This window comes from Campylobacter sp. JMF_11 EL3 (genome assembly GCF_027736965.1).
Classification (GTDB): Bacteria; Campylobacterota; Campylobacteria; order Campylobacterales; family Campylobacteraceae; genus Campylobacter_B.
In genome coordinates this window covers 70,860-89,764 of the sequence record NZ_JAOVTJ010000005.1, presented here as the reverse complement: position 1 = coordinate 89,764, position 18,905 = coordinate 70,860, and the positions used below count along the sequence as shown (strand labels likewise).

General features: G+C 42.5%; 18 protein-coding genes. 7 read left to right on the top strand and 11 right to left on the bottom strand.

Features of this window, described 5'->3' with window-relative positions:
* Nucleotides 1–25 precede the first annotated feature (25 nt).
* From OFN67_RS07280 to serC, 5 genes are read left to right on the top strand one after another with little or no spacing between them, the layout of a single operon-like run.
* Nucleotides 26–436, top strand: coding sequence for a Fur family transcriptional regulator (locus tag OFN67_RS07280; protein ID WP_270859690.1), 411 nt, complete (start codon nt 26–28; stop codon nt 434–436).
* Between the two features lie 48 nt (nt 437–484).
* Complete coding sequence (locus OFN67_RS07275) at nt 485–1,903, top strand: CYTH and CHAD domain-containing protein (protein ID WP_270868830.1); 1,419 nt, start codon at nt 485–487, stop codon at nt 1,901–1,903.
* An 8-nt stretch (nt 1,904–1,911) separates the two neighbouring features.
* Nucleotides 1,912–2,628, top strand: coding sequence for a bifunctional demethylmenaquinone methyltransferase/2-methoxy-6-polyprenyl-1,4-benzoquinol methylase UbiE (gene ubiE, locus OFN67_RS07270; RefSeq protein WP_270868829.1), 717 nt, complete (start codon nt 1,912–1,914; stop codon nt 2,626–2,628).
* Nucleotides 2,621–3,790, top strand: a complete 1,170-nt coding sequence (gene xseA, locus OFN67_RS07265) for an exodeoxyribonuclease VII large subunit (protein WP_270868828.1) — start codon at nt 2,621–2,623, stop codon at nt 3,788–3,790. Before ubiE ends, xseA begins: the two co-directional genes overlap by 8 nt.
* A gap of 16 nt (nt 3,791–3,806) precedes the next feature.
* The gene (gene serC, locus OFN67_RS07260; RefSeq protein ID WP_270868827.1) at nt 3,807–4,892 is read left to right on the top strand and encodes a phosphoserine transaminase; all 1,086 of its coding nucleotides are present in this window, start codon (nt 3,807–3,809) and stop codon (nt 4,890–4,892) included.
* Between the two features lie 732 nt (nt 4,893–5,624).
* Here the strand turns inward: serC and OFN67_RS07255 are convergent.
* On the bottom strand, nt 5,625–6,203 hold the full coding sequence (locus OFN67_RS07255; protein WP_270868826.1) for a PAS domain-containing protein: 579 nt from the start codon (nt 6,201–6,203) through the stop codon (nt 5,625–5,627).
* A gap of 150 nt (nt 6,204–6,353) precedes the next feature.
* Here OFN67_RS07255 and OFN67_RS07250 point away from each other — a divergent pair, with 150 nt between their 5' ends.
* On the top strand, nt 6,354–8,261 hold the full coding sequence (locus OFN67_RS07250; protein WP_270868825.1) for a zinc finger-like domain-containing protein: 1,908 nt from the start codon (nt 6,354–6,356) through the stop codon (nt 8,259–8,261).
* A gap of 207 nt (nt 8,262–8,468) precedes the next feature.
* Complete coding sequence (locus OFN67_RS07245) at nt 8,469–8,906, top strand: hypothetical protein (protein WP_270868824.1); 438 nt, start codon at nt 8,469–8,471, stop codon at nt 8,904–8,906.
* A gap of 207 nt (nt 8,907–9,113) precedes the next feature.
* Here OFN67_RS07245 and OFN67_RS07240 read toward each other — a convergent pair whose 3' ends face one another.
* The 10 genes from OFN67_RS07240 to nadD form a co-directional block, all read right to left on the bottom strand.
* Nucleotides 9,114–10,220 carry a hypothetical protein gene (locus tag OFN67_RS07240; RefSeq protein WP_270868823.1) on the bottom strand — a complete coding sequence of 369 codons (1,107 nt, stop codon included), beginning with the start codon at nt 10,218–10,220 and terminating at the stop codon, nt 9,114–9,116.
* A gap of 13 nt (nt 10,221–10,233) precedes the next feature.
* On the bottom strand, nt 10,234–10,980 hold the full coding sequence (trpA, locus tag OFN67_RS07235) for a tryptophan synthase subunit alpha (protein ID WP_270868822.1): 747 nt from the start codon (nt 10,978–10,980) through the stop codon (nt 10,234–10,236).
* Nucleotides 10,973–12,154, bottom strand: coding sequence for a tryptophan synthase subunit beta (trpB, locus tag OFN67_RS07230; RefSeq protein WP_270859680.1), 1,182 nt, complete (start codon nt 12,152–12,154; stop codon nt 10,973–10,975). The genes trpA and trpB overlap by 8 nt, the downstream gene beginning before the upstream one ends.
* Nucleotides 12,155–12,294: 140 nt before the next feature.
* Complete coding sequence (locus OFN67_RS07225) at nt 12,295–13,974, bottom strand: ammonia-forming cytochrome c nitrite reductase subunit c552 (protein ID WP_270868821.1); 1,680 nt, start codon at nt 13,972–13,974, stop codon at nt 12,295–12,297.
* Nucleotides 13,975–13,995: 21 nt separating this feature from the next.
* On the bottom strand, nt 13,996–14,496 hold the full coding sequence (nrfH, locus tag OFN67_RS07220) for a cytochrome c nitrite reductase small subunit (RefSeq protein ID WP_270859678.1): 501 nt from the start codon (nt 14,494–14,496) through the stop codon (nt 13,996–13,998).
* A 188-nt stretch (nt 14,497–14,684) separates the two neighbouring features.
* Nucleotides 14,685–15,956 (bottom strand): uracil-xanthine permease family protein, encoded by a 1,272-nt coding sequence (locus OFN67_RS07215; RefSeq protein WP_270868820.1) that lies wholly within the window; start codon nt 15,954–15,956, stop codon nt 14,685–14,687.
* A gap of 14 nt (nt 15,957–15,970) precedes the next feature.
* Nucleotides 15,971–16,552, bottom strand: a complete 582-nt coding sequence (locus OFN67_RS07210; RefSeq protein WP_270859676.1) for a LysE family translocator — start codon at nt 16,550–16,552, stop codon at nt 15,971–15,973.
* Between the two features lie 6 nt (nt 16,553–16,558).
* The gene (locus OFN67_RS07205; protein ID WP_270866715.1) at nt 16,559–17,926 is read right to left on the bottom strand and encodes a sodium-dependent transporter; all 1,368 of its coding nucleotides are present in this window, start codon (nt 17,924–17,926) and stop codon (nt 16,559–16,561) included.
* Complete coding sequence (gene rsfS / locus OFN67_RS07200) at nt 17,926–18,261, bottom strand: ribosome silencing factor (protein ID WP_270859674.1); 336 nt, start codon at nt 18,259–18,261, stop codon at nt 17,926–17,928. The genes OFN67_RS07205 and rsfS overlap by 1 nt, the downstream gene beginning before the upstream one ends.
* Nucleotides 18,249–18,803, bottom strand: coding sequence for a nicotinate (nicotinamide) nucleotide adenylyltransferase (gene nadD, locus OFN67_RS07195; protein WP_270866716.1), 555 nt, complete (start codon nt 18,801–18,803; stop codon nt 18,249–18,251). The genes rsfS and nadD overlap by 13 nt, the downstream gene beginning before the upstream one ends.
* Nucleotides 18,804–18,905: the final 102 nt, after the last annotated feature.

Sequence of the window (18,905 nt, the reverse complement as noted above, 5' to 3'; positions counted from 1 at the left end):
GTAAATTTTATCTAAGGACGACATTATGACACATGTAGATTTGCTCAAAAACTGCGGGCTCAAAGCCACGCCACAACGCCTTTGTATCCTAAAAGTGCTAGACCGTCACGAGCACCCAAATATCGACTCACTTTATGACGGGATCAAAGAGGATTACCCATCAATTTCGCTTGCTACGGTTTATAAAAATTTAAATAGATTGCTTGATGAGGGCGTGGTCGTCGAGGTAAATACTCCAAACCAAAAGCCAAGATACGATATCTACAACACCCCGCACATGCATGTCGTTTGCGAAAAATGCGGAAATGTCAGCGATATGTTTATGGGCGATATTTTTATGGACGATATGCGCACCAGCGTCGAAAAACAGCTTAAAAATTTTGTCCGCAAACTAAATATCACAGCCACAGTTGAAGACTGCGAGTTTTGTAGGTAATATAAGCTTAAATTTGCTATCATTACCCATTTTATTTTTGGAGTGGGTATGAAGACAAAGCGCAAATTTCTACTTTATGATAGGGCGATTTTATTTGCATTGCAAGATGCTGGCGTCAAACTTCGCAAAAGCGATGTTAGCTGGTTTTATACATCATTTTCGCCCGAAATTTACTATGTCTGCGAAAACAATACCTTTACGCTTCATCATAAAAAAGAAGATCTCATCCGCGAGGCTTTGAAATTTAAAATTTCCAAAGACGATTTTAGCGAAGCCAAGGCCGATATGCAGGGCGAAATGGTGCAAAAATGCCGTTATGGCTTTGCGAATTCTCAGGCTGATTTTCACCTAGAAATTTATTCTTCCAGGTTATCTACGCTAATCACGCTAGTTGCGAATTTCAAAAGCGAAGAAGCTAGCAAGAAGTTTGATTTTATCAAAACATTTGGCGAACACGAATTTTTAGATATCAGCGATGATTTTCGCTACAAAACACGCTATTTAGCGCGTTTTGGTAAGCCTTGCGAAAAGCTAAATTACGGCTTTGCCAAAAGCGTTTTTGAAAAATTTGACGATATGAAATTTCAAATCCCGCCATACGCCGATAGCGCGCAAAGTGCTGGCGTGATTTTTGCTAAAATTTATTCACAAATTTTAAAATCGCACGATGAATATATGTGCGCCAAAGATGAGGAAGCGCTTCATAAATTTCGCATTGCAATGCGCAAAATGCGGGTTATGGTGAAATTTTTCGCTCCGCTTTTCGCGCCAAAAATCACTGATGAAATTTTAACTCATCTCAAAAACATCGTCGGCAAAACAAACCAAATGCGAGATATCGAAGTATTTAGCAAATTTTTGGTGCAAAACTCTGCCCCAGCGCACTTTGGAGCGCAGATGAATACGCTTGGGCGCAGTATCAATGAGCGCACAAAAAGGGCTTTAAGCGACGCTGAATTTGATAAATTTAGGGCTAAATTTGAGGATTTTTTGAAAAATTTAGGCGGAATTTACCTTAGCCCAGAGTATGAAAAAATCGCTAAAAAATTTATTTCAAACCGCCTAAATAAGGCGTTGAAAACTTTAAAAAGCGTGATTGGTGAATTAAACGAAAAAAGCGAAATCGCCAAATTTCACGATGCGCGAATTTATCTAAAAAAGGTTCGCTACGAGCTTGAATTTTGCGCTAGGATTTATGAGAGCGCTAGGATTAGCGAGGCTTACAAGCAGGTAAAAATCGCGCAAGAGAGCTTTGGTGCGCTCCAAGATGTGAGTATTTGGCAAAATTTCATCGCCATGTATCAAAAAGCAAGCGATAAAAACGACGAGAGTTTTAAATATCTTTTAGCTCTAAATAACGAGCTAATTGCCAAGACAAAGTCCCTAAAAAGCGAGATTTTAGCTCACAAAGATGAGTTTTTAAAATCCATAAAAAAAGCAATTGCAAAAATCAAAATATACAGATAGGAAAAATCGTGGAAAAACAAGAAAAAATCATAAAAATGTTCGATGAAATCGCGCCTACTTATGACAAGGCAAACCGCGCAATCAGCCTTGGCGTGGATACTTCGTGGCGCAAAGCAGGCGTGGGAGCGGCGCTTGAATACTGCAAAAACAAAAGCGTAAAAATCGCCGATGTAGCGTGCGGAACTGGCGATATGATTAAAATTTGGGAGGAATTAGCCCCAAAACACGGCGTTTCAATCGAGCAAATCATAGGGATTGACCCAAGCGTGGGTATGCTAGGCGTAGCCAAAGAGAAATTCAAAGACCACACCTTTATCACCGCGACTGCGACGCAAACGACGCTAGAAAACGCTAGCGTGGATATCGTAAGTATCAGCTATGGCATACGAAATGTAGTGGCCCTAGATGAAGCTTTGCGCGAGTTTAACCGCGTGATAAAGCCAGGCGGCTTAGTCGTGGTGCTAGAATTTACCAAAGCCCAAAACGGCGGGTTAGTATTTAAAATGCGCGATTTTTATGTCAGCAAAATTTTGCCATTAATCGGTGGCGCGATTTCGAAAAACAAGGAAGCTTACGAGTATTTGCCAAGCTCAATCGGCAATTTCCTAGACACCGCAAGCTTCAAAGAAAAGCTCATAATTTCGGGTTTTGAGCCACTTGTGATAAAGGGATTTAGCTTCGATGTGAGCACGCTTTTTATCGCCAAAAAGGTGCGCGATGCTTAGCGTCAGCGAAGTCAATGAAAAGGCCAAAGCGCTACTAGAAACGACCTTTGCTGGTATCGAGGTCGAGGGCGAGATCTCGAAATTTAGCGAGCAAAGTATAAGCAAACACTGGTATTTTACGATAAAAGACGAAAACTCAGCCCTTAATTGCGCTATGTTTCGCTTCGCCAATCAAAAGCTAAATTTCACACCAAAAATCGGCATGCGTGTCGTGCTAACGGGCAAACTTACGATTTATCCAGCCACTGGTGCGTATCAAATCCAAGTAACGCAAATGCGAGAAGCTGGGGCTGGCGAGCTAGAAATGCGCTTTAATGCGCTTAAAGAAAAGCTCTCTGGCGAGGGACTTTTCGACGCGTCGCGCAAAAAACCGCTTCCGAAATTTCCGCGCCATATCGCGCTTATTACGAGTGCGGGGTCGGCAGCGTGCGCGGATATGCTTAGAGTAGCAAACGATAGATTTCCTATGCTTAAAATCGACATTTACAACTCTTTGGTGCAAGGAACTAGCGCGCCAAGCTCGATCATATCGGCACTGCGCAGGGCTGATAGCGCTGGGTATGACGCGATTATTATCGCAAGGGGCGGTGGCAGCAAAGAGGATTTGTGGTGCTTCAACGACGAAATGCTCGCCCGCGAAATTTATGCAGCGCAAACGCCGATAATTTCGGCTGTGGGGCACGAAATAGATTTTAGCATAAGCGATTTTGTCGCAGATCATCGCTCACTCACGCCAACAGCGGCTATGGTGGATTTATTGCCTGAAATTTCCACGCTTTATCAGAATTTAGACGGCGCGGAAAATTGTTTGAAAAAATTTATAAACGAAAAAATCGCAAATTTGCAAAATGAACTTAAAATGCGATATTTCGAGCTAAAAAGCAAATCCGTAGATACCAAAATCACGCAAAATTTATTAAATTTGCAAAATTTAGAGATTAAATTTAAAAACACAATCAACGCCAAATTTGCAAATTTAACTCATCAAATCGAGCTAAAAAACGAAATTTTAAAACAAAAAGCAAGCTATTTTGAGCTAACAAAAGATTTAGTGCAAATCCAAAAAGATGGCAAAAAAATCAGCCTAGAAGAGCTACAAAGTGGCGATAAAATCGCGATTGTATCGCAAAATGCTAAAAAAGTGGCGCAAATATTAGATTAAATTTCAAGGAGGCAAAATGAGTAGAGTTATTAATTTCAGCGCTGGTCCTAGCACGATTCCGCTAAGCGTTTTAGAGCACGCTAAGGCCGAATTTACCGACTACAAGGGTCATGGATATTCGATTATCGAGATTTCTCACCGCACCAAAATTTTCGAGGAAGTCCTACATAGCGCAATGGCGCGCGTAAAACGGCTCTATGGCTTTGGCGAGAATTTCAAAATTTTGTTTTTGCAGGGTGGGGGCAGTTTGCAGTTCGCGCAAGTGCCTATGAATCTCATGACAAAAACAGGCTACGCCGAATACGCAAACACCGGCAACTGGACGAACAAAGCCATAAAAGAGGCGGAAATTTTAGGCATAAATCACCGCGTAATCGCAAGTAGCAAAGAGAGCAAATTCGACCATATCCCAGAGGTGAAATTCAGCGACGATGCCGATTATGGCTATATTTGCTCGAATAATACGATTTATGGCACACAGTATAAGGCTCTACCAAAGTGCAAATGCCCGCTAGTCGTGGATAGTTCGAGCGATTTATTTTCTAGGCCTGTGGATATTTCAAGCGTGGGGCTGTTTTATGGCGGTATCCAAAAAAACGGCGGCCCAGCAGGTGTAACAATGGTGGCGATTCGCGAGGATTTGCTTGATAGGGCTGATGATACTCACACGCCCATGATTTTGCGCTACAAAACCCAAGCAAACGCCGATTCTATGTATAATACCCCAAATACCTTTGGAATTTATATGCTTGATTTGATGTTAGAGTGGATCGAAAACGAAATCGGCGGCCTTGCCAAAATGGCTGCGCGCAACGAGCAAAAGGCCGCGATTTTATACGAGACAATCGACGCGAGCGGCGGATTTTACGCTGGGCATGCGAGGGCGGATAGCAGGAGCCTGATGAATATTAGCTTTAATATCGCAAGCGGGGCCAAGATCGAGGCGAAGTTTATCGATGAGGCTAGCAAGGCTGGTATGATTGGGCTCAAAGGACACCGCGTGCTAGGCGGAATCCGTGCGTCGCTGTATAATGCAATCACAGCGCAAAATGTCAAAACTCTCGTGGAGTTTATGAACGAATTCGCTCGTAAAAACGGCTAAATTTTAAAATCCAGGCTAAATTTGGCAAAGGCTAAATTTAGCCATTTTCTTCAAATTCCGCTAGCGCAAACTTCAAAATACTGAGCCGAAATTATTCTTATTGCAAGCGCAACGCGCGAAGTAATTTAGGTAAATTTTGCAAAAAAACTGACTTTAAATTTTTAATTCGTAGATTGCTTCGAATTTGCTACGCAAATTCTCGCAATGACAGATTATGCAAATTTTGCTCGCTATGTCATTGCGAGGAGCGATAGCGACGAAGCAATCTACGACTTTAAAATTTAAAGTATGCAAATTTGCTGTCATTGCGAGGCGATTTATCGCCGAAGCAATCCAGCAAAATTTAAAGCAAAATTCTACTTAAATTTAGCATTGAACGATTTTTTAAATTTTAAGCGAATTTTGAAATTCTCTGTAAGGGGGCGCGCTTGTTTGCTCTGCTTCGCGCGTTGCGCTCTGGGGAAACCTGCTTCGGCTTCCGCCTCGCACCGCTACGCTGGTTTTCAAGGAAACATTGGCTGACGCCGAGCGCTTCGCTTGTTTTGTGAGACGCTACCCTCCCCACATTTAATTCGCACGCAAAAGCGCTGTTCGCGTCTTTTGCACCGTGCGAATTTCCCCCGACGACGCTTTACAAGGTGGCTAAATTTAGAGCTTCGCTCTAAATTTAGCTGGTTTTGTTTAACTGAAATGCTTCGCATTTCTCACAATTATAATGAATAACGCAAAATTTCAAATTTCGCCGCGGTTAAAAATATTTCTCATCGTGCGGAAAAAATTATCGGTAAATGTATCTTTGCGTAGTGTCAGCTCCAAAATCCACTCTTTGTAAGTTTTGCCCTTGCTAGCTAAAATCTCGTCCAAAATTTTCTTGCTAGCCTTGATTCCGCCTGTTTTCTCAGCCTCCAAAAGCTTGGCATAAATCGGCGCGATTGTCTCAATCGCAGAGCGAGGCGGAGCCTTGCGGTATGCGGTATGCTCGTAAATCTCGCCACTTAGGGGATCGCGGTATGGGCGAAACTCTGTCATCACCCAATAATACCGCCCGTCTTTGGCTAAATTTTTAACCAGCGCGATAAAATCATGCCCTTGATTTATCTCGTCCCACATCATTTTAAAGGCGAGGCGTGGCATGTCTGGGTGGCGTATAATCGAGTGTGGCGAGCCTAGAAGCTCATCGGCGCTGTATCCGCAAATATAGCAAAAATAAGTGTTGGCAAAGGTGATAAAGCCCTTGGTATCGGTTTTGGATACGATGTAGCGATCTGGTTCTAGGCGAATTTCTTCGTTTATGGGGGTTGGTTTTTTCATTTTGTCCGTTTTCCTTTTTTATAAAGCGATTATAATTTAAATTTGCTTATAAAACAAAATTTTTATCCTAGTTGCGCCTTGGTGGGCGAAATTTGAAAAATAATAAAGCAAAATTTGATTATAATTAGGGATTAAATTTGAGGCGATGAAATGGACGAAATATACGAAGCACTGATACAAAAATTACGAAATTTAATCGACAAAAACTCTGCCAAGGCTAGCGATTTGCGCAATGCTAGGGGGGACTTTTTCCCTAGCGAGGTCAAAATTTCCATTAAATGGGAATTTGACGGCGAATTTAGCGATGAGGTCATAGCCGGCGGAGAAAACGCCTCAATCCATTTTGGCAAGGATAGAGCGGGGTTTGAAGCGCATGCAAGTGAGTGCATGAGCGAGGCCAAAAACAGCCAAAAACTGCATGAAATTTTGCTTAGTTCGCTAAGAGAGGGCGCAAATTCGGCAATCGCAAGCGCGCAAGCACAGCAAAGGTATTATTCATTTAGCCCATTTAGCGTCTATGAGGGTTGCGAAAAATGCGCCCAAGAGGGCAAAATCGCCTGCAAAAAATGCGCAGGTTCAGGCACGCAAGATTGCCCAGCATGCGAGGGTGCGGGCAAACAGCCCTGCTTTGTCTGCGCGGGCGCAGGTCAGATCCCAGCCACATACATTAAGGAGCAAAGCGACGGCTCTACCAAAATGGTCGAGGGCGTGCAAACCTGCCAAAAATGCGGTGGTGCGGGCTATGAAGAGTGCCAAAAATGCACTGGCACTGGGAAATTGAAGTGCAAAGCCTGCGACGGGGCTGGTTGGAGCGATTGCGAAGTATGCGCGGGAAATGGCTTTTTTATCCGCACTAGAAGCGTTTGCGCAAATGCAAGTGCAAGCGCTAGAATCGGACTGCGCCAAATCGCTTATAATGATGAATTTTTGGCGTATTTGTGCGCGCAAAATTTAGAATTTATTGCTAGCAAAATCGCCTTTACCCAAAGCGGGGAAGAGCTTAGCGAAAGTGCGTGCGAAGCCGAATATATCGGCAAATGCAAGGTGGTCGAGCTAAGGTTTGAAATTTTTGATAAAAATTATGTTTTGGTTGGCTTTGGCGATCCGCTTAGTATCTTTATAAAGCCTAAAATTTTCGATGATTTGTTCGCCGATGACGCCATAAATTTGGTCAAAATTCAATCCCAAGGCGGTATGAGTGCGCGTCAGGCTTATGGATTTTTCGAGAAATACTCTGCCCAACCCGTGCTTGATAGCGCGATGAAAAAAATCGCTAGCGCGCCAAATCCTAGCGAGGACGAGGCTGTAAATATCGTAAAACGCTCATGCGAGGGCTTCATCGGCGATGAAATGGCGCGAAATATGAGCGCGATGATAAGGGGCTGTCTAGATAGGGTCTCGCCTACGCACTCGCGCGCTGTGTGGGGCGTGCTAGGCGCGATAGTATGGGTGCTAGGCGCGCTTGGGGCGTGTGGATTTATGGCGGGGGCGCTAGGTAAAAGCGCGCTAGTGGGGATTTTGGGCGCGTTGTGTGTTTTCGCTCTGGCTGCTAGCGTGTGCGGTGCGGTGCTGTGGGGGCTAAGTAGCGTTTGGACGCTGATAAAACAGCGTGAAATCCCAAGCGAATATCGCAGAAGCCTGCGAAATCGCCCTGCGTTTGTGAAATTTGCGAAAATTTTGGCTGTTTTTGTGCTAGCAGGGGGCGTGTATGGGGCGCTGGCGGCTAAAAACAGCGTCCCAAAAATCGCGCTTGCGGGCAAATTTGAAAATTTAGCCAGCCAGCTGTGCGCGAAATTTAGCTCTGGGGATAGCGCGAGCGCGCCCGTGGCGATAAAGGACGAGGGGAATTTCAGCGTCGTGATAATCCGCGATGCAAACGATAGCGTAAATATCAGTCAAAAAGAGAAAATCCTCTTTATCCAAAAGGCTGTCGGAGCCAAGCAAGATGGGATTTTCGGGCGCAAAACTCGCCAAAGCGCGCAAAAATTTATCGAGCAGAATTTAACCAGCGTAGATGAAATTTACGAGGCCGTGAAAAAGAAGCAGAATTTAGAATAATATAGAAAAATATAAAGAATTTGAACAATGCACTTAATAAAAATTGATTTAAAAAAATATAAGAGATATATACATATTCAATTACTTATAGTCAGCGTTTGTCTTTTGTGTATAGATTCTCACCCGGATACAATCTTTACAAATTTAGGCTTGGTTTATTTTGCTTTATTTTCTGTGCTTTTAATCAAAATAAAGCAATTTTACATAATGTCAAAAACTGCAAAAAACAAAAATTCTTGGATTTTATATTTGATTGGAGTTTTGATTATTATGTTGGCGAGTTGTTTGCATTTTCGCAATTTTGGATCTGATGATAGCTTGCTGATTAATATTATTATTTTTTTAGGTTACCTATTTGGCGGTATTTTTATATACAAAACCTATTATGTTTTTTACAAATTGAGTGATAATGGTAATTTTTTGGTCAGCGTTTTTGCGATTTTGCTTATATTTGTCCCAAATTTTTATTTTGCTTTTTTAGCTATTGTTTCAGATATAGAATTTATAATGAAGAGGCTAGAATCAATTAATTTTTTATTTTGGCTTTTTATTTTTGTCATACATATCTATGTGATTATTTTGATTTACGCTAATTTATTTTTTGAATTTTTGATATATAAAAAAATGGCAAATTTAAATAAATAAAATTATTGAAAAAATTTGTGCGTTGTAAAAAATGCAAAAAATATATAATTTTTACGATACAAAATATATGATTTGCCTAAATATGGTGGCGATTTACAAGAGTATGCAGAATTTGAAAAAGCACAAAAATTACAAGATGAGTGTATAAAATAAGATCAAAAAGATAAAAAAGGCGAAATTTAGCCAAATTTCGCCCTGAATTTAGAATTATTCGATGATATTTGAGTTTTTGAGCACGACAAGGTGTTTTTTGCCAGCAAATTTTAACACCACAGCTGTGCTACTTTCGTCGATTTCTTTGACAAACTCGACGCCGATATCGCTCACGCTGGCTTCCGCGTTTTCTTTGATTTCATTTCGCAAAACGCTTTCAAAGGCTGAAATTTTATCGCTTTTAGCCTCCAAGCGCTCTTTTAATTCCGAGCTAAATGAGCTTTGCGGCGCAGTATTTTTCGGGGCAGTGTTTTGAGAAGCGCTGTTTTGCGGGACTTCCTCAAATTCTTCTTCTATTTTATCTTGCATTTCATCGTCAAATTTATCGCCACGCGGTTCGTATTCCTCCGCTACTGCTTCCTCTATTTCGTCGCTTTGGGCTAGTTCTTGCCACGATTTTTCGCTCTCTTGGGTGAAGGATATGTTTTGGGCTACTTCGTCGCTGATTTCATCGTCGAAATTCGCTCGCGCCTCATAGCTACGCTCACCACCTTGCGCGCCTGTATCCTCGCTCTCATCGCTACTTTGGCGTTCTAGCACAGATGAGTTGAACTGCTCCCAAGTATCATCTATGCTTTTGCGCCCTTTAAATCCCTTAAATTTGCGCACGAGCACCATTACTGCGCCGATTAGTAGCAAAATGACAATGCCAGGCAGTATCCAGCCAAGGCCAGAATTTGAGCTTGGCTTTTCTTGCTCGGTTTCGCTTTGGCTAGGCGAAACGCTCATTTGGCTTTGGTCGAAATTCGGGTTTTTGATATTGATTGAGAGCTTTAATTTCGCGTCTTGCGAAATTGCATTTGCGATTAAATTTGCCCCTGTGGGGAAGTTGATTTCGACATTGTTGCCCTTAGGCGCGATAGTAAATCCGCGCAAAACCTTTTGGTTGGTGCGCATTTCGTTGTATTTCTCTTCGCTGCCTAGATTTTTTAGCACTAGGCTCATCGACTGCCCGTCGATCGTGCGCGTGATATCTGGCTCATACGACGAGTCGAAAGAGAGCACAATATCGACGCTATCGTCGTTGTTGAAAATTTCGTATTGTAATAAATTTGCCCCGAGGGCGAAATTTGCAAGTAAGATTAAAAGTAGTTTTCTCATTTTTTTTCTTTCTTTATTCAAATAAATTTGCGATTTGTTTTTGTAGCTCGGCGCCACTAAATTTCGCGCACAAATTTACAATCGCAGTGCCGATTATCGCGCCGTCGGCAAAGGATTTGATTTCTGAAACATTTTCTTTGGTGCGGATTCCAAAGCCAATAGCCACTGGCAAATCGCTCATTTTATGCAGGTCGGCGACCATGTTTTTTAGCCTATCTAGCGGAGTTTGCTTCGTGCCTGTTACGCCGATTGCGCCCACGCCGTAGATAAATCCGCTCGCCCTGCTTAAAAGGCGCGTGGCTCTATGCTCGCTAGTAACGCTAATTAGCGGGATTAGGGCTAGGTTAAATTTTTGGCACAGAGCGAATACTTCCTCGTTTTCCTCATACGGCAAATCAGGGATTATAAATCCGCTAATTCCGCACTGCGCGGATTTTTCGATGAATTTTTCCACGCCGTAAGCAAAAATCAGGTTGTAATACACCAAAAAAACTAGCGGTTTTTGTGTCTTTACTTCGCCTAAAATTTCAAACACCGTGTCTGTGGTAACGCCATTTTGCACAGCGCTAAAACTAGCGTTAAAAATATCTTTGCCATCGGCGATTGGGTCTGAGTATGGTATGCCGATTTCTAGCAAATCAAGCGCGCCAGCGTCTAAATTTGATAAAAATTCCTTCGTGTGCGCCACGCTTGGGTATCCTGCGACGATGTAGCCGATATTTGGCTTTTTGCCCTTAAATGCGCTTGCTATCTTATCCATAGATTGTTCCTTTTTGATAATTCATTACGGTGTTCATATCCTTATCACCGCGTCCGCTGACATTTACGATTATGGTTTTTTTCTCTTTCAAATTTGGGCAGAGTTTTTCTAAATACGCCAAAGCGTGCGAGCTCTCAATCGCAGGGATAATACCCTCTAAACGCGAGCAAAGTTTAAGCGCGTTTATGCACTCATCGTCTGTGACGGCGGCGTATTTGGCGCGAGCGATATCGTGCAAATGCGCGTGCTGTGGGCCCACACCCGGATAATCAAGACCTGCTGAAATGCTATGGACTGGGTCAATCATGCCGTATTTGTTTTGTAAAACGATAGTTTTCATGCCATGGATTATGCCGGGTTTGCCCTTTGTGATAGTCGCTGCGTGATAGGGGGTATCTACGCCAAGTCCAGCAGCTTCGACGCCGATTAAATTTACGCTCTCATCGTCTAAAAACGCAGTGAAAATCCCAATCGCGTTGCTTCCGCCACCCACGCAGGCGATGACGAAATCAGGCTTTATGCCAAGTTCTGTGGCTTGTGCTTTGGCTTCATCTCCAATAATGCGCTGGAAATCGCGCACCATAGCAGGGTATGGGTGCGGACCTACGGCTGAGCCTATGACATAAAAAACACTCTCAATCTCATTGACCCATGCTTGAATTGCCGCTGTGGTAGCTTCTTTGAGCGTTTTTAATCCGTCAGAAATGGTGACTAAATTTGCGCCAAGTAGCTTCATACGAAATGCGTTTAACTGCTGTCTAGCCGCATCTGTTTCGCCCATATACACATCGCACTCTAATCCCAAAAGTGCCGCAGCTGTCGCAGTCGCCACGCCGTGCTGACCTGCGCCGGTTTCTGCTATGACCTTTTTTTTGCCCATTTTTTTGGCGAGCAAGGCTTGGGCTAGGGCGTTGTTGATTTTGTGTGCGCCAGTGTGGTTTAGATCCTCGCGTTTGAGATAAATCTCGTGCCCGTAATGCTCGCTAAGGCGCGTAGCGTGGTAAAGCGGGCTAGGGCGACCGGCGTAGTTTTTCAGCAAATCTGCTAGCTCGTCTTGGAATTCTTTGGTTTTTGAAATTTTATTGTAAGCTTCCTCTAACTCTTCTAGCGCAAACATCGCAGTTTCTGGGACAAATTGCCCTCCAAATGCGCCAAAATATGCCTTTGCGTTCATAAGCGTCCTTCAAAAATAAAATTTGGCGATTATACAAAATTTAGCGTTAAATAGTGCTTTTGTGAAGGTTAAATTTTAAAATTTTAGTGCAAAAAAATGCCCCGATTGCTCGGGGCAGCTGAATTTCAATCAATCAAAGATTATTTGAAATTCATATTTTTGATATCCTCGTCAAGTTTTTTGAGTTTATCAGAAGGATCAATCGCTGTTGGGTAGTTGTGAGATGTGATAACCTCTGGCTCAGGGATCTCGTCTGCGTTTTGGCGTAGAGCGATTGTGATACCGTATGGAGCTAGGGCATTAACAAGTGCTGCTTGACCCTCTCTTGCGACAGTTTGGCATTGGCCTACGATTCTGCTTGCTTCTTGTGGAGCGTGGAATCCATAGCTGTTCTCGCTAAATCCGAAGTCCCAGCGGATGTGAGCTTTTCTGTGGTAAGCTAGAACATCTTTTAGTGCCTCGCTGATAGCTGCTTTTTGAGCGTCAGCATCAAGCCCTGAGAATTGCTCGTGTTTAGCTAGCTCTTCGCGTGCTGTAACGACATCTTGGATAAATGCCATTAGGTTGTTTTCGCATTTTCTAAGCTCGAACGCATAGCGATTTTGGATAAATGAAATTCTATCTTTTAGCTCTTGCTCACTTTGCATGTGGCAAGTTTTGCATGCGCCAGTAATGTCAGCATAAGGTGTTTGGATAGTGTGATTTGTCACTTTCTTAGCGCCTTCGCGTTTGTATGGCATGTGGCAATCGACGCATGTTACACCGCTTCTAGCGTGGATACTTGTAGAGTATAGCTCTGCTTCTGGGTGTTGCATTTTTACGATTGGAGCGTCAGTTAGTTTGTGTTTGTAGTCGAATTTGAACTGACCATTTGCAGCTTTCTCATCGTAGTATTCATCGAAATTCTCGATTTTGAAAGGCTCATCTTTTTTCCATTTAGCCCATGGGAAAACTAGTGTAGAGTTCATGCCTGGATAGTATTCGACATGGCATTGCATACAAACATAGTTTCTCATCTCTACTCTTGTGCCTTTGATACCTGATTTAGGATCTGCTTCATAACCGCGCTCAACCATTGCATTTACAAATCCTGGGCGAGTTACGCGTAAGCTCATATCATCTGGGTGGTGGCAGTCTGCACAGGCTGAACCTAGTTGAGCGCCGCCGTGAGGATCTTCGCCGTGTTTTTTAGTGATCATTTTAACAACATCGAAGTATGGGATAGAGTTCATTTTTGTCCATGCTTCTTTTTTGAATACGCCATTTTCTTTGTCATTGTCGAAATAATCCATTGGTTGGTTAAATGACTCTGGGCGAGTAGCTGGATCGTGTAATTCTTTGTAATCAGGATCGCTCATTATAGCCATGATATGACCGCTGTGGCAGTTCATACAATATCCTGGTTGGCCGTTAAATTTAGGCAATCCGTGAGAATTTAGATACTCTTTGTTATTGCGTTTTGTCTCCATTTGATCTATTTGTGAATAGTAGTGAAGTCTTGGGCGATTGTAATCTACCGCAAACGCATAGCCCTTCCAAAATACGCTAGCAGCTGGGAAGCGGCGAAGTTTTGAGTATGGCAATGAACCAGCCCAATCAGTCTCGAAATTTATGTCTTTCATTTTCAAAGTCATATCAAGATGGCTTGGGAAATTTTTACCCCACTCTTGGATATTTGGAACAGTATCGTCGTTCTTAGTAAGCATTAGTGGATATTCTCTATCCTCATTTTTTTTACTGTTAATGTCAGCGAAAAGCGCAAGGACGCCAGCACCTGCAAGTGCCGCGATGACAAAAACGGTAGCAAAAAGTTTTTTCATTATGGTACTCCTATTTAAATTTTAATAATTATGGGCGTGTCCGGCTTGTCTATGACAAGATACGCAACTAAGGGCTTCGTTTTGGACATCTGAGCCACCTGCTTGTTTAGCGTGAATCGCTGGTTCAGCATACTCTTTATGGCACTCAATGCAGTTTTGTTGCACGATTGCTTTGCTCTTAGGGCTAGCTGAAAAAGCTACCGGGTTGTCCTTGAAAGTAAAAGCATAGCCATGGTGAAGACCGCTTTCTGCTTTCATTAGCCATTTGCCGACAAAGTCGTGTGGCAAGTGGCAATCACCACAAGTAGCGACATGCTGGTGACCACCTTTTTCCCAGCTCTCATAGACTTGGTTCATGACATGGCATTTTTTACAGGCGATTGGATCTTTGCTAAGATGCACTAGGCCGTCTGCATAGACAAATGTAAAAACACCGAAGCCAAACACTAAGCCTATCAAGGCTGAAAGAATGAGGCCGGCTACAGAAAAAGGCTTTTTCTGTGATGATTTGTTAGTAATCAAAGCACTCCTTTCATTTAAAATTTGTTAAGTTGGTATTTTAGCACGATTTAGTAAAAATTTATTGATTTAAATCAATAAATTTGCTTAAAATGTTACATAATTATAATTTATTACAAATTTTGTTTTTTTTGGAATTTTAGTAGGAATTTAAAGATAAATTTTTGCAAATTTATCTTTAAATTTTGAGTTTATTCTTCGTCGCTTTCTAGCTGCTCGAAGTCCATTTCTTCGATTTTATCGACCTTTGGTAGAACTAAATTTAAAACCACGCCCACGATTGCTCCAAGGCCAATTCCGCTAAATTTAGCAAAACTAAAATCCAACACCAATCCGCCGATTGAAACGACCAAGATTAGCGAGATTATGACCATGTTTCGCGGATTTGACAGATCAACTTTGGCTTTGATGAGAGATTCCATGCCCACAGAAGCGATGATTCCAAAGAGCAAAATCATAATTCCGCCGATGACAGGCACCGGGATTGTGGCGATAAATGCGCCTAGTTTGCCCACAAATGCAAGCAAAATCGCAGTTATGGCTGTCCATGTCATAATGGCTGGGTTGAAGGCTTTGGTTAAGCGCACAGCGCCTGTAACTTCGCTATAAGTGGTATTTGGCGGACCACCAAAACACGCAGCTGCCGTAGTCGCCAAGCCATCGCCCAAAAGCGTGCTTTTAAGTCCTGGGTTTTTTAAGAAATTTTCCTTTGTGACATTACTAATCGTCAAAATATCGCCGATATGCTCGATTGTAGGGGCTATGGCGATTGGAAGCATGTATAAAATCGCGTTTAGATTAAAGCTTGGTGCACTGAAATTTGGCACGGAAAACCACTTTGCGTTGCTAATGGGCGAGAAATCCACGATCCCAAAGCACAGCGAGGCGATGTATCCTACAAAAATACCAGATAAAATCGGTATTAGCCTGATGATACCCTTGCCAAACATTATGGCGATTATCGTGGCGATTAGCGAGATAAAAGCGATGATAAGCGCGGTGGTTTGCGGGATCGCGTCGATATCCTTTGCCATAGCCATATTCACAGCTGTCGGGCTTAGGATTAGGCCGATTGCGATGATTACAGGACCCACGACGACTGGGGGCAAGAGCTTGTGTATGAAGCCATCACCCTTGTATCTAACCACAAAGCTAAGTGCGACATAGAGCAAACCTGCCGCCATTAATCCGCCCATTGTCGCACTCACGCCCCATTGCGATACGCTGAAAGTTATCGGCGTGATAAATGCAAACGAACTAGCCAAAAATATCGGCACGACCTGTTTTCTCGTGCAAAGCTGAAAAACAAGCGTTCCGATACCAGCCGTAAATAGTGCGACATTAGTATCTAGCCCTGTCAAAATCGGCACCAGCACCAGCGCGCCAAACGCTACGAACAGAAACTGCACGCCCAAAAGCGAATCTTTTAGTCTAAAATTGTAGCCTTCATACCTCTCTGCCATTTTCCCTCCTTAAATCATCTAAAAATCATCAAAATTCCGATTACGCACATTAAAATCGCGCAAAAAATCTCTAAATATCGCAAATGTGTTTTAAGCAAATTTTTCAAAATCGTTCCACCGAGTGAATACACGCTAAGCGCGATAATCTCGCTTAGACACATTACGCCGATTAAGCCGAAATTATAATAACCCAAAATTTGGTTAGCATCGATAAATTTAGGATAAATCGCGGCGAAAAATATCCATGCTTTGGGATTTGTCGTAGAAATCACAAAGCCTTGCGCGAATAAATTTTTCTCTATTTTTTGCTCTTTTTCTTCGAATTTTCCGTTGCTTCTAAAAAGCGAAATTCCAAGGTATAAAATGTAAATTCCGCCCAAAACCTTGATTACAAAAAGTGCGCTTGGGTGCGTTATCAAAAGCCCAGCAATGCCTAAAATGCAAGCAAGCGAAACGAGTGCAATGCCGATAGTTTGGGCTATGAGCGCAGGAAGCGAGCGTGCGTATCCATGCGACATGCCTAAATTTAGCGCATAAATCATATTAATGCCCGGCATTAGCGAAATCGGAAACATTGTAAGAAAAAATAAAATCATAAATTTCTATCCAAAAATTCCATACACAAAGACGACCGCTATGATTAGTGGTAGCACAAATCGCACATATACTAGCCAAATTTTGGCTAAACCTGCGCCTTGTTTTCCGCCGTTCGTGAGCTCATACACGGCGTCATCGCCTAGCACCCAGCCTACATAAAGGCTACACATCAAGGCTGTTAGGACAAAGAAAATATTTGCACTCACGAAGTCAAACGCGTCAAATATCGAGCGAGAGAGAATTTGCACATCGCCCAAGATATTGCTTGAAAGTATGCAAGGGATATTTCCTAGCACAAAAATAGCTAAAAGCACGATATTTGTAGATTTTATGGTGGTGAGGTTGAATTTTTCCTCGACATAATTTATCAAAACCTGATAAATCGTAAGCGATGTGGTAAGTGCTGCGATGAGCAGTATCGACAAAAACACGACGCCGATTAGATTGCCAAATGGCATATACGAAAACGCGATAGGTAGGGATTCGAACACTAGCCTTGTGCCCTTTGTAGGCTCTAAACCCACAGAAAAGAGCGCAGGGAAAATCATAAATCCCGCAAGCACCGCAATTATCGTGTTTATCACGGCTGTGAGTGTGGCGGTTTGGATTAAATTTTCTTCCTTGTCCAAAAAGCTAGAAAGGGTAATCATAACGCCAAATCCCAAAGATAGGGCGAAAAATACCTGCCCTAGCACATCGATTAGAAGCTTTGGCGTGATTTTGGCAAAATCGATACTAAGGTAAAACCCCACGCCCGCTGTCGCGCTAGGCAGGGTCAAATTTGTAACAATAACCGCGATAAAGCACAAAAAAAGTGCTGGCATGAGAAATTTGACAAATTTTTCGATTCCATCTATTATGCCCTTTTTTAGGATATACCAGTTAATAGCTACGAAAATAAATGTGTAAATTCCGATCCAAAGCGGGTTGTTTTCGATATTTGCGTTGTAGAAATTTTCCGTAAATTTTGGGTCTGTTATCGGGGCGGAGAGATTGAAATTTCCATTGATTATGTTGATAATGTATGTCAGAACCCAGCCGCCAAGCACCATATAATAAGCCAAAATTCCAAACGCGCCAATTAGCCCCATAATGCCTACGATTTTCCATTTTTGCGATATTTGCTCGCCATTAAGTTTTGGCACACCAAAGGCATCGACTGAATTTTTTAGCGCCCTGCGTCCGATGACATTTTCGACCAAAATCATTGGAATTCCAAGCGCAATCATCGCTACGCAAAATACAAAAACATACGCCCCACCGCCGTTTTCGCCGACTAAATACGGGAAACGCCAGGTGCAGCCAAAGCCGATTGTTGCGCCTGCGACGGTTAGGATATAGGTGAGTTTGTTACTCCAAGTTTGACGCTCCATTAGAACTCTTCTTTTTTAAGTTTTGCTAAAAAGTCCTCGATATCGTATTTGGCGCGGTATGTATCGCTCATAAGATGCACGATTATATCGCCCAAATCAACCACGCTCCAATCATCGCCTTCTTCAATCGCCAAAAATTCCTCGCCAGCTGGTTTGAGAGTGGTTTTCATCTCTTCAATCAGTGAGTATGCGTGGCGACCAGTAAAGGTCGTGGCGATGACTACAAATTTAGCTATGTATTCTTTCTCGCTCATGTCGATGATTTGGGGATTTTCGGCCTTTTTTTCGCTTAGGATATGAGCGATTTTTTCGGCTCTTTGTCTTACTTCTTGCATTTTTTTCCTTTGTAAAAATTTATTACTTCATCTTTGATTTGCGCTGGAATTTCGCCTTTTAAACTAGCGCGAAAAGATGAGGAAGAGATTTTAACATTAATATTAATTTTTGGCAAATTTGCCCATTTTGTGGGGATACTAGCGCCCTCTCTGGTGGCGATCACGAAGCAAACCAAATCTCGCAACTGCTCGAAATTTTGCCATTTTTCAAGCTCGGCGAGATTGTCTGCGCCGATGATGAGGTAAATTTGGCTAGGGTTAAATTTTTGTTTTAAAAATTTCACGCTTTCAATAGTCGCAACCTTGCGGTTTTGCGAGATTTCGTAATCGCTAATAAGGATATTTTCGCGCTCACCCCAAAGGCTTTGACACCATTTTAGGCGCAGGCTTGGAGGGGCTGTGAATTCGGACTTAAACGGATTTATAAAAGTTGGCATAATCACTAGCAAATCGGCTAAATTTGCGCTTAGAGCCTCTTTTACTATCGCGTCGTGTCCGGCATGAGGCGGATCGAAACTCCCGCCAAAAAGTGCGATTTTCACTATTATCCTTAAAATTTTGCCTTAAAATTTTGGCGCGATTATAGCGTTTTGTGCTTTATAAAGGGGTTAAATTTTAATAAATTTGATTTGAAATTTAATAGG

What these genes read in the sequence shown, in the direction of transcription:
- OFN67_RS07280 (WP_270859690.1), top strand. Translation starts at nt 26, where the DNA reads ATGACACATGTAGATTTGCTCAAAAACTGCGGGCTCAAAGCCACGCCA.
- OFN67_RS07275 (WP_270868830.1), top strand. Translation starts at nt 485, where the DNA reads ATGAAGACAAAGCGCAAATTTCTACTTTATGATAGGGCGATTTTATTT.
- xseA (WP_270868828.1), top strand. Translation starts at nt 2,621, where the DNA reads ATGCTTAGCGTCAGCGAAGTCAATGAAAAGGCCAAAGCGCTACTAGAA.
- serC (WP_270868827.1), top strand. Translation starts at nt 3,807, where the DNA reads ATGAGTAGAGTTATTAATTTCAGCGCTGGTCCTAGCACGATTCCGCTA.
- OFN67_RS07255 (WP_270868826.1), bottom strand. Translation starts at nt 6,203, where the DNA reads ATGAAAAAACCAACCCCCATAAACGAAGAAATTCGCCTAGAACCAGAT.
- OFN67_RS07250 (WP_270868825.1), top strand. Translation starts at nt 6,354, where the DNA reads ATGGACGAAATATACGAAGCACTGATACAAAAATTACGAAATTTAATC.
- OFN67_RS07245 (WP_270868824.1), top strand. Translation starts at nt 8,469, where the DNA reads ATGTCAAAAACTGCAAAAAACAAAAATTCTTGGATTTTATATTTGATT.
- OFN67_RS07240 (WP_270868823.1), bottom strand. Translation starts at nt 10,220, where the DNA reads ATGAGAAAACTACTTTTAATCTTACTTGCAAATTTCGCCCTCGGGGCA.
- trpA (WP_270868822.1), bottom strand. Translation starts at nt 10,980, where the DNA reads ATGGATAAGATAGCAAGCGCATTTAAGGGCAAAAAGCCAAATATCGGC.
- trpB (WP_270859680.1), bottom strand. Translation starts at nt 12,154, where the DNA reads ATGAACGCAAAGGCATATTTTGGCGCATTTGGAGGGCAATTTGTCCCA.
- OFN67_RS07225 (WP_270868821.1), bottom strand. Translation starts at nt 13,974, where the DNA reads ATGAAAAAACTTTTTGCTACCGTTTTTGTCATCGCGGCACTTGCAGGT.
- OFN67_RS07215 (WP_270868820.1), bottom strand. Translation starts at nt 15,956, where the DNA reads ATGGCAGAGAGGTATGAAGGCTACAATTTTAGACTAAAAGATTCGCTT.
- OFN67_RS07210 (WP_270859676.1), bottom strand. Translation starts at nt 16,552, where the DNA reads ATGATTTTATTTTTTCTTACAATGTTTCCGATTTCGCTAATGCCGGGC.
- OFN67_RS07205 (WP_270866715.1), bottom strand. Translation starts at nt 17,926, where the DNA reads ATGGAGCGTCAAACTTGGAGTAACAAACTCACCTATATCCTAACCGTC.
- rsfS (WP_270859674.1), bottom strand. Translation starts at nt 18,261, where the DNA reads ATGCAAGAAGTAAGACAAAGAGCCGAAAAAATCGCTCATATCCTAAGC.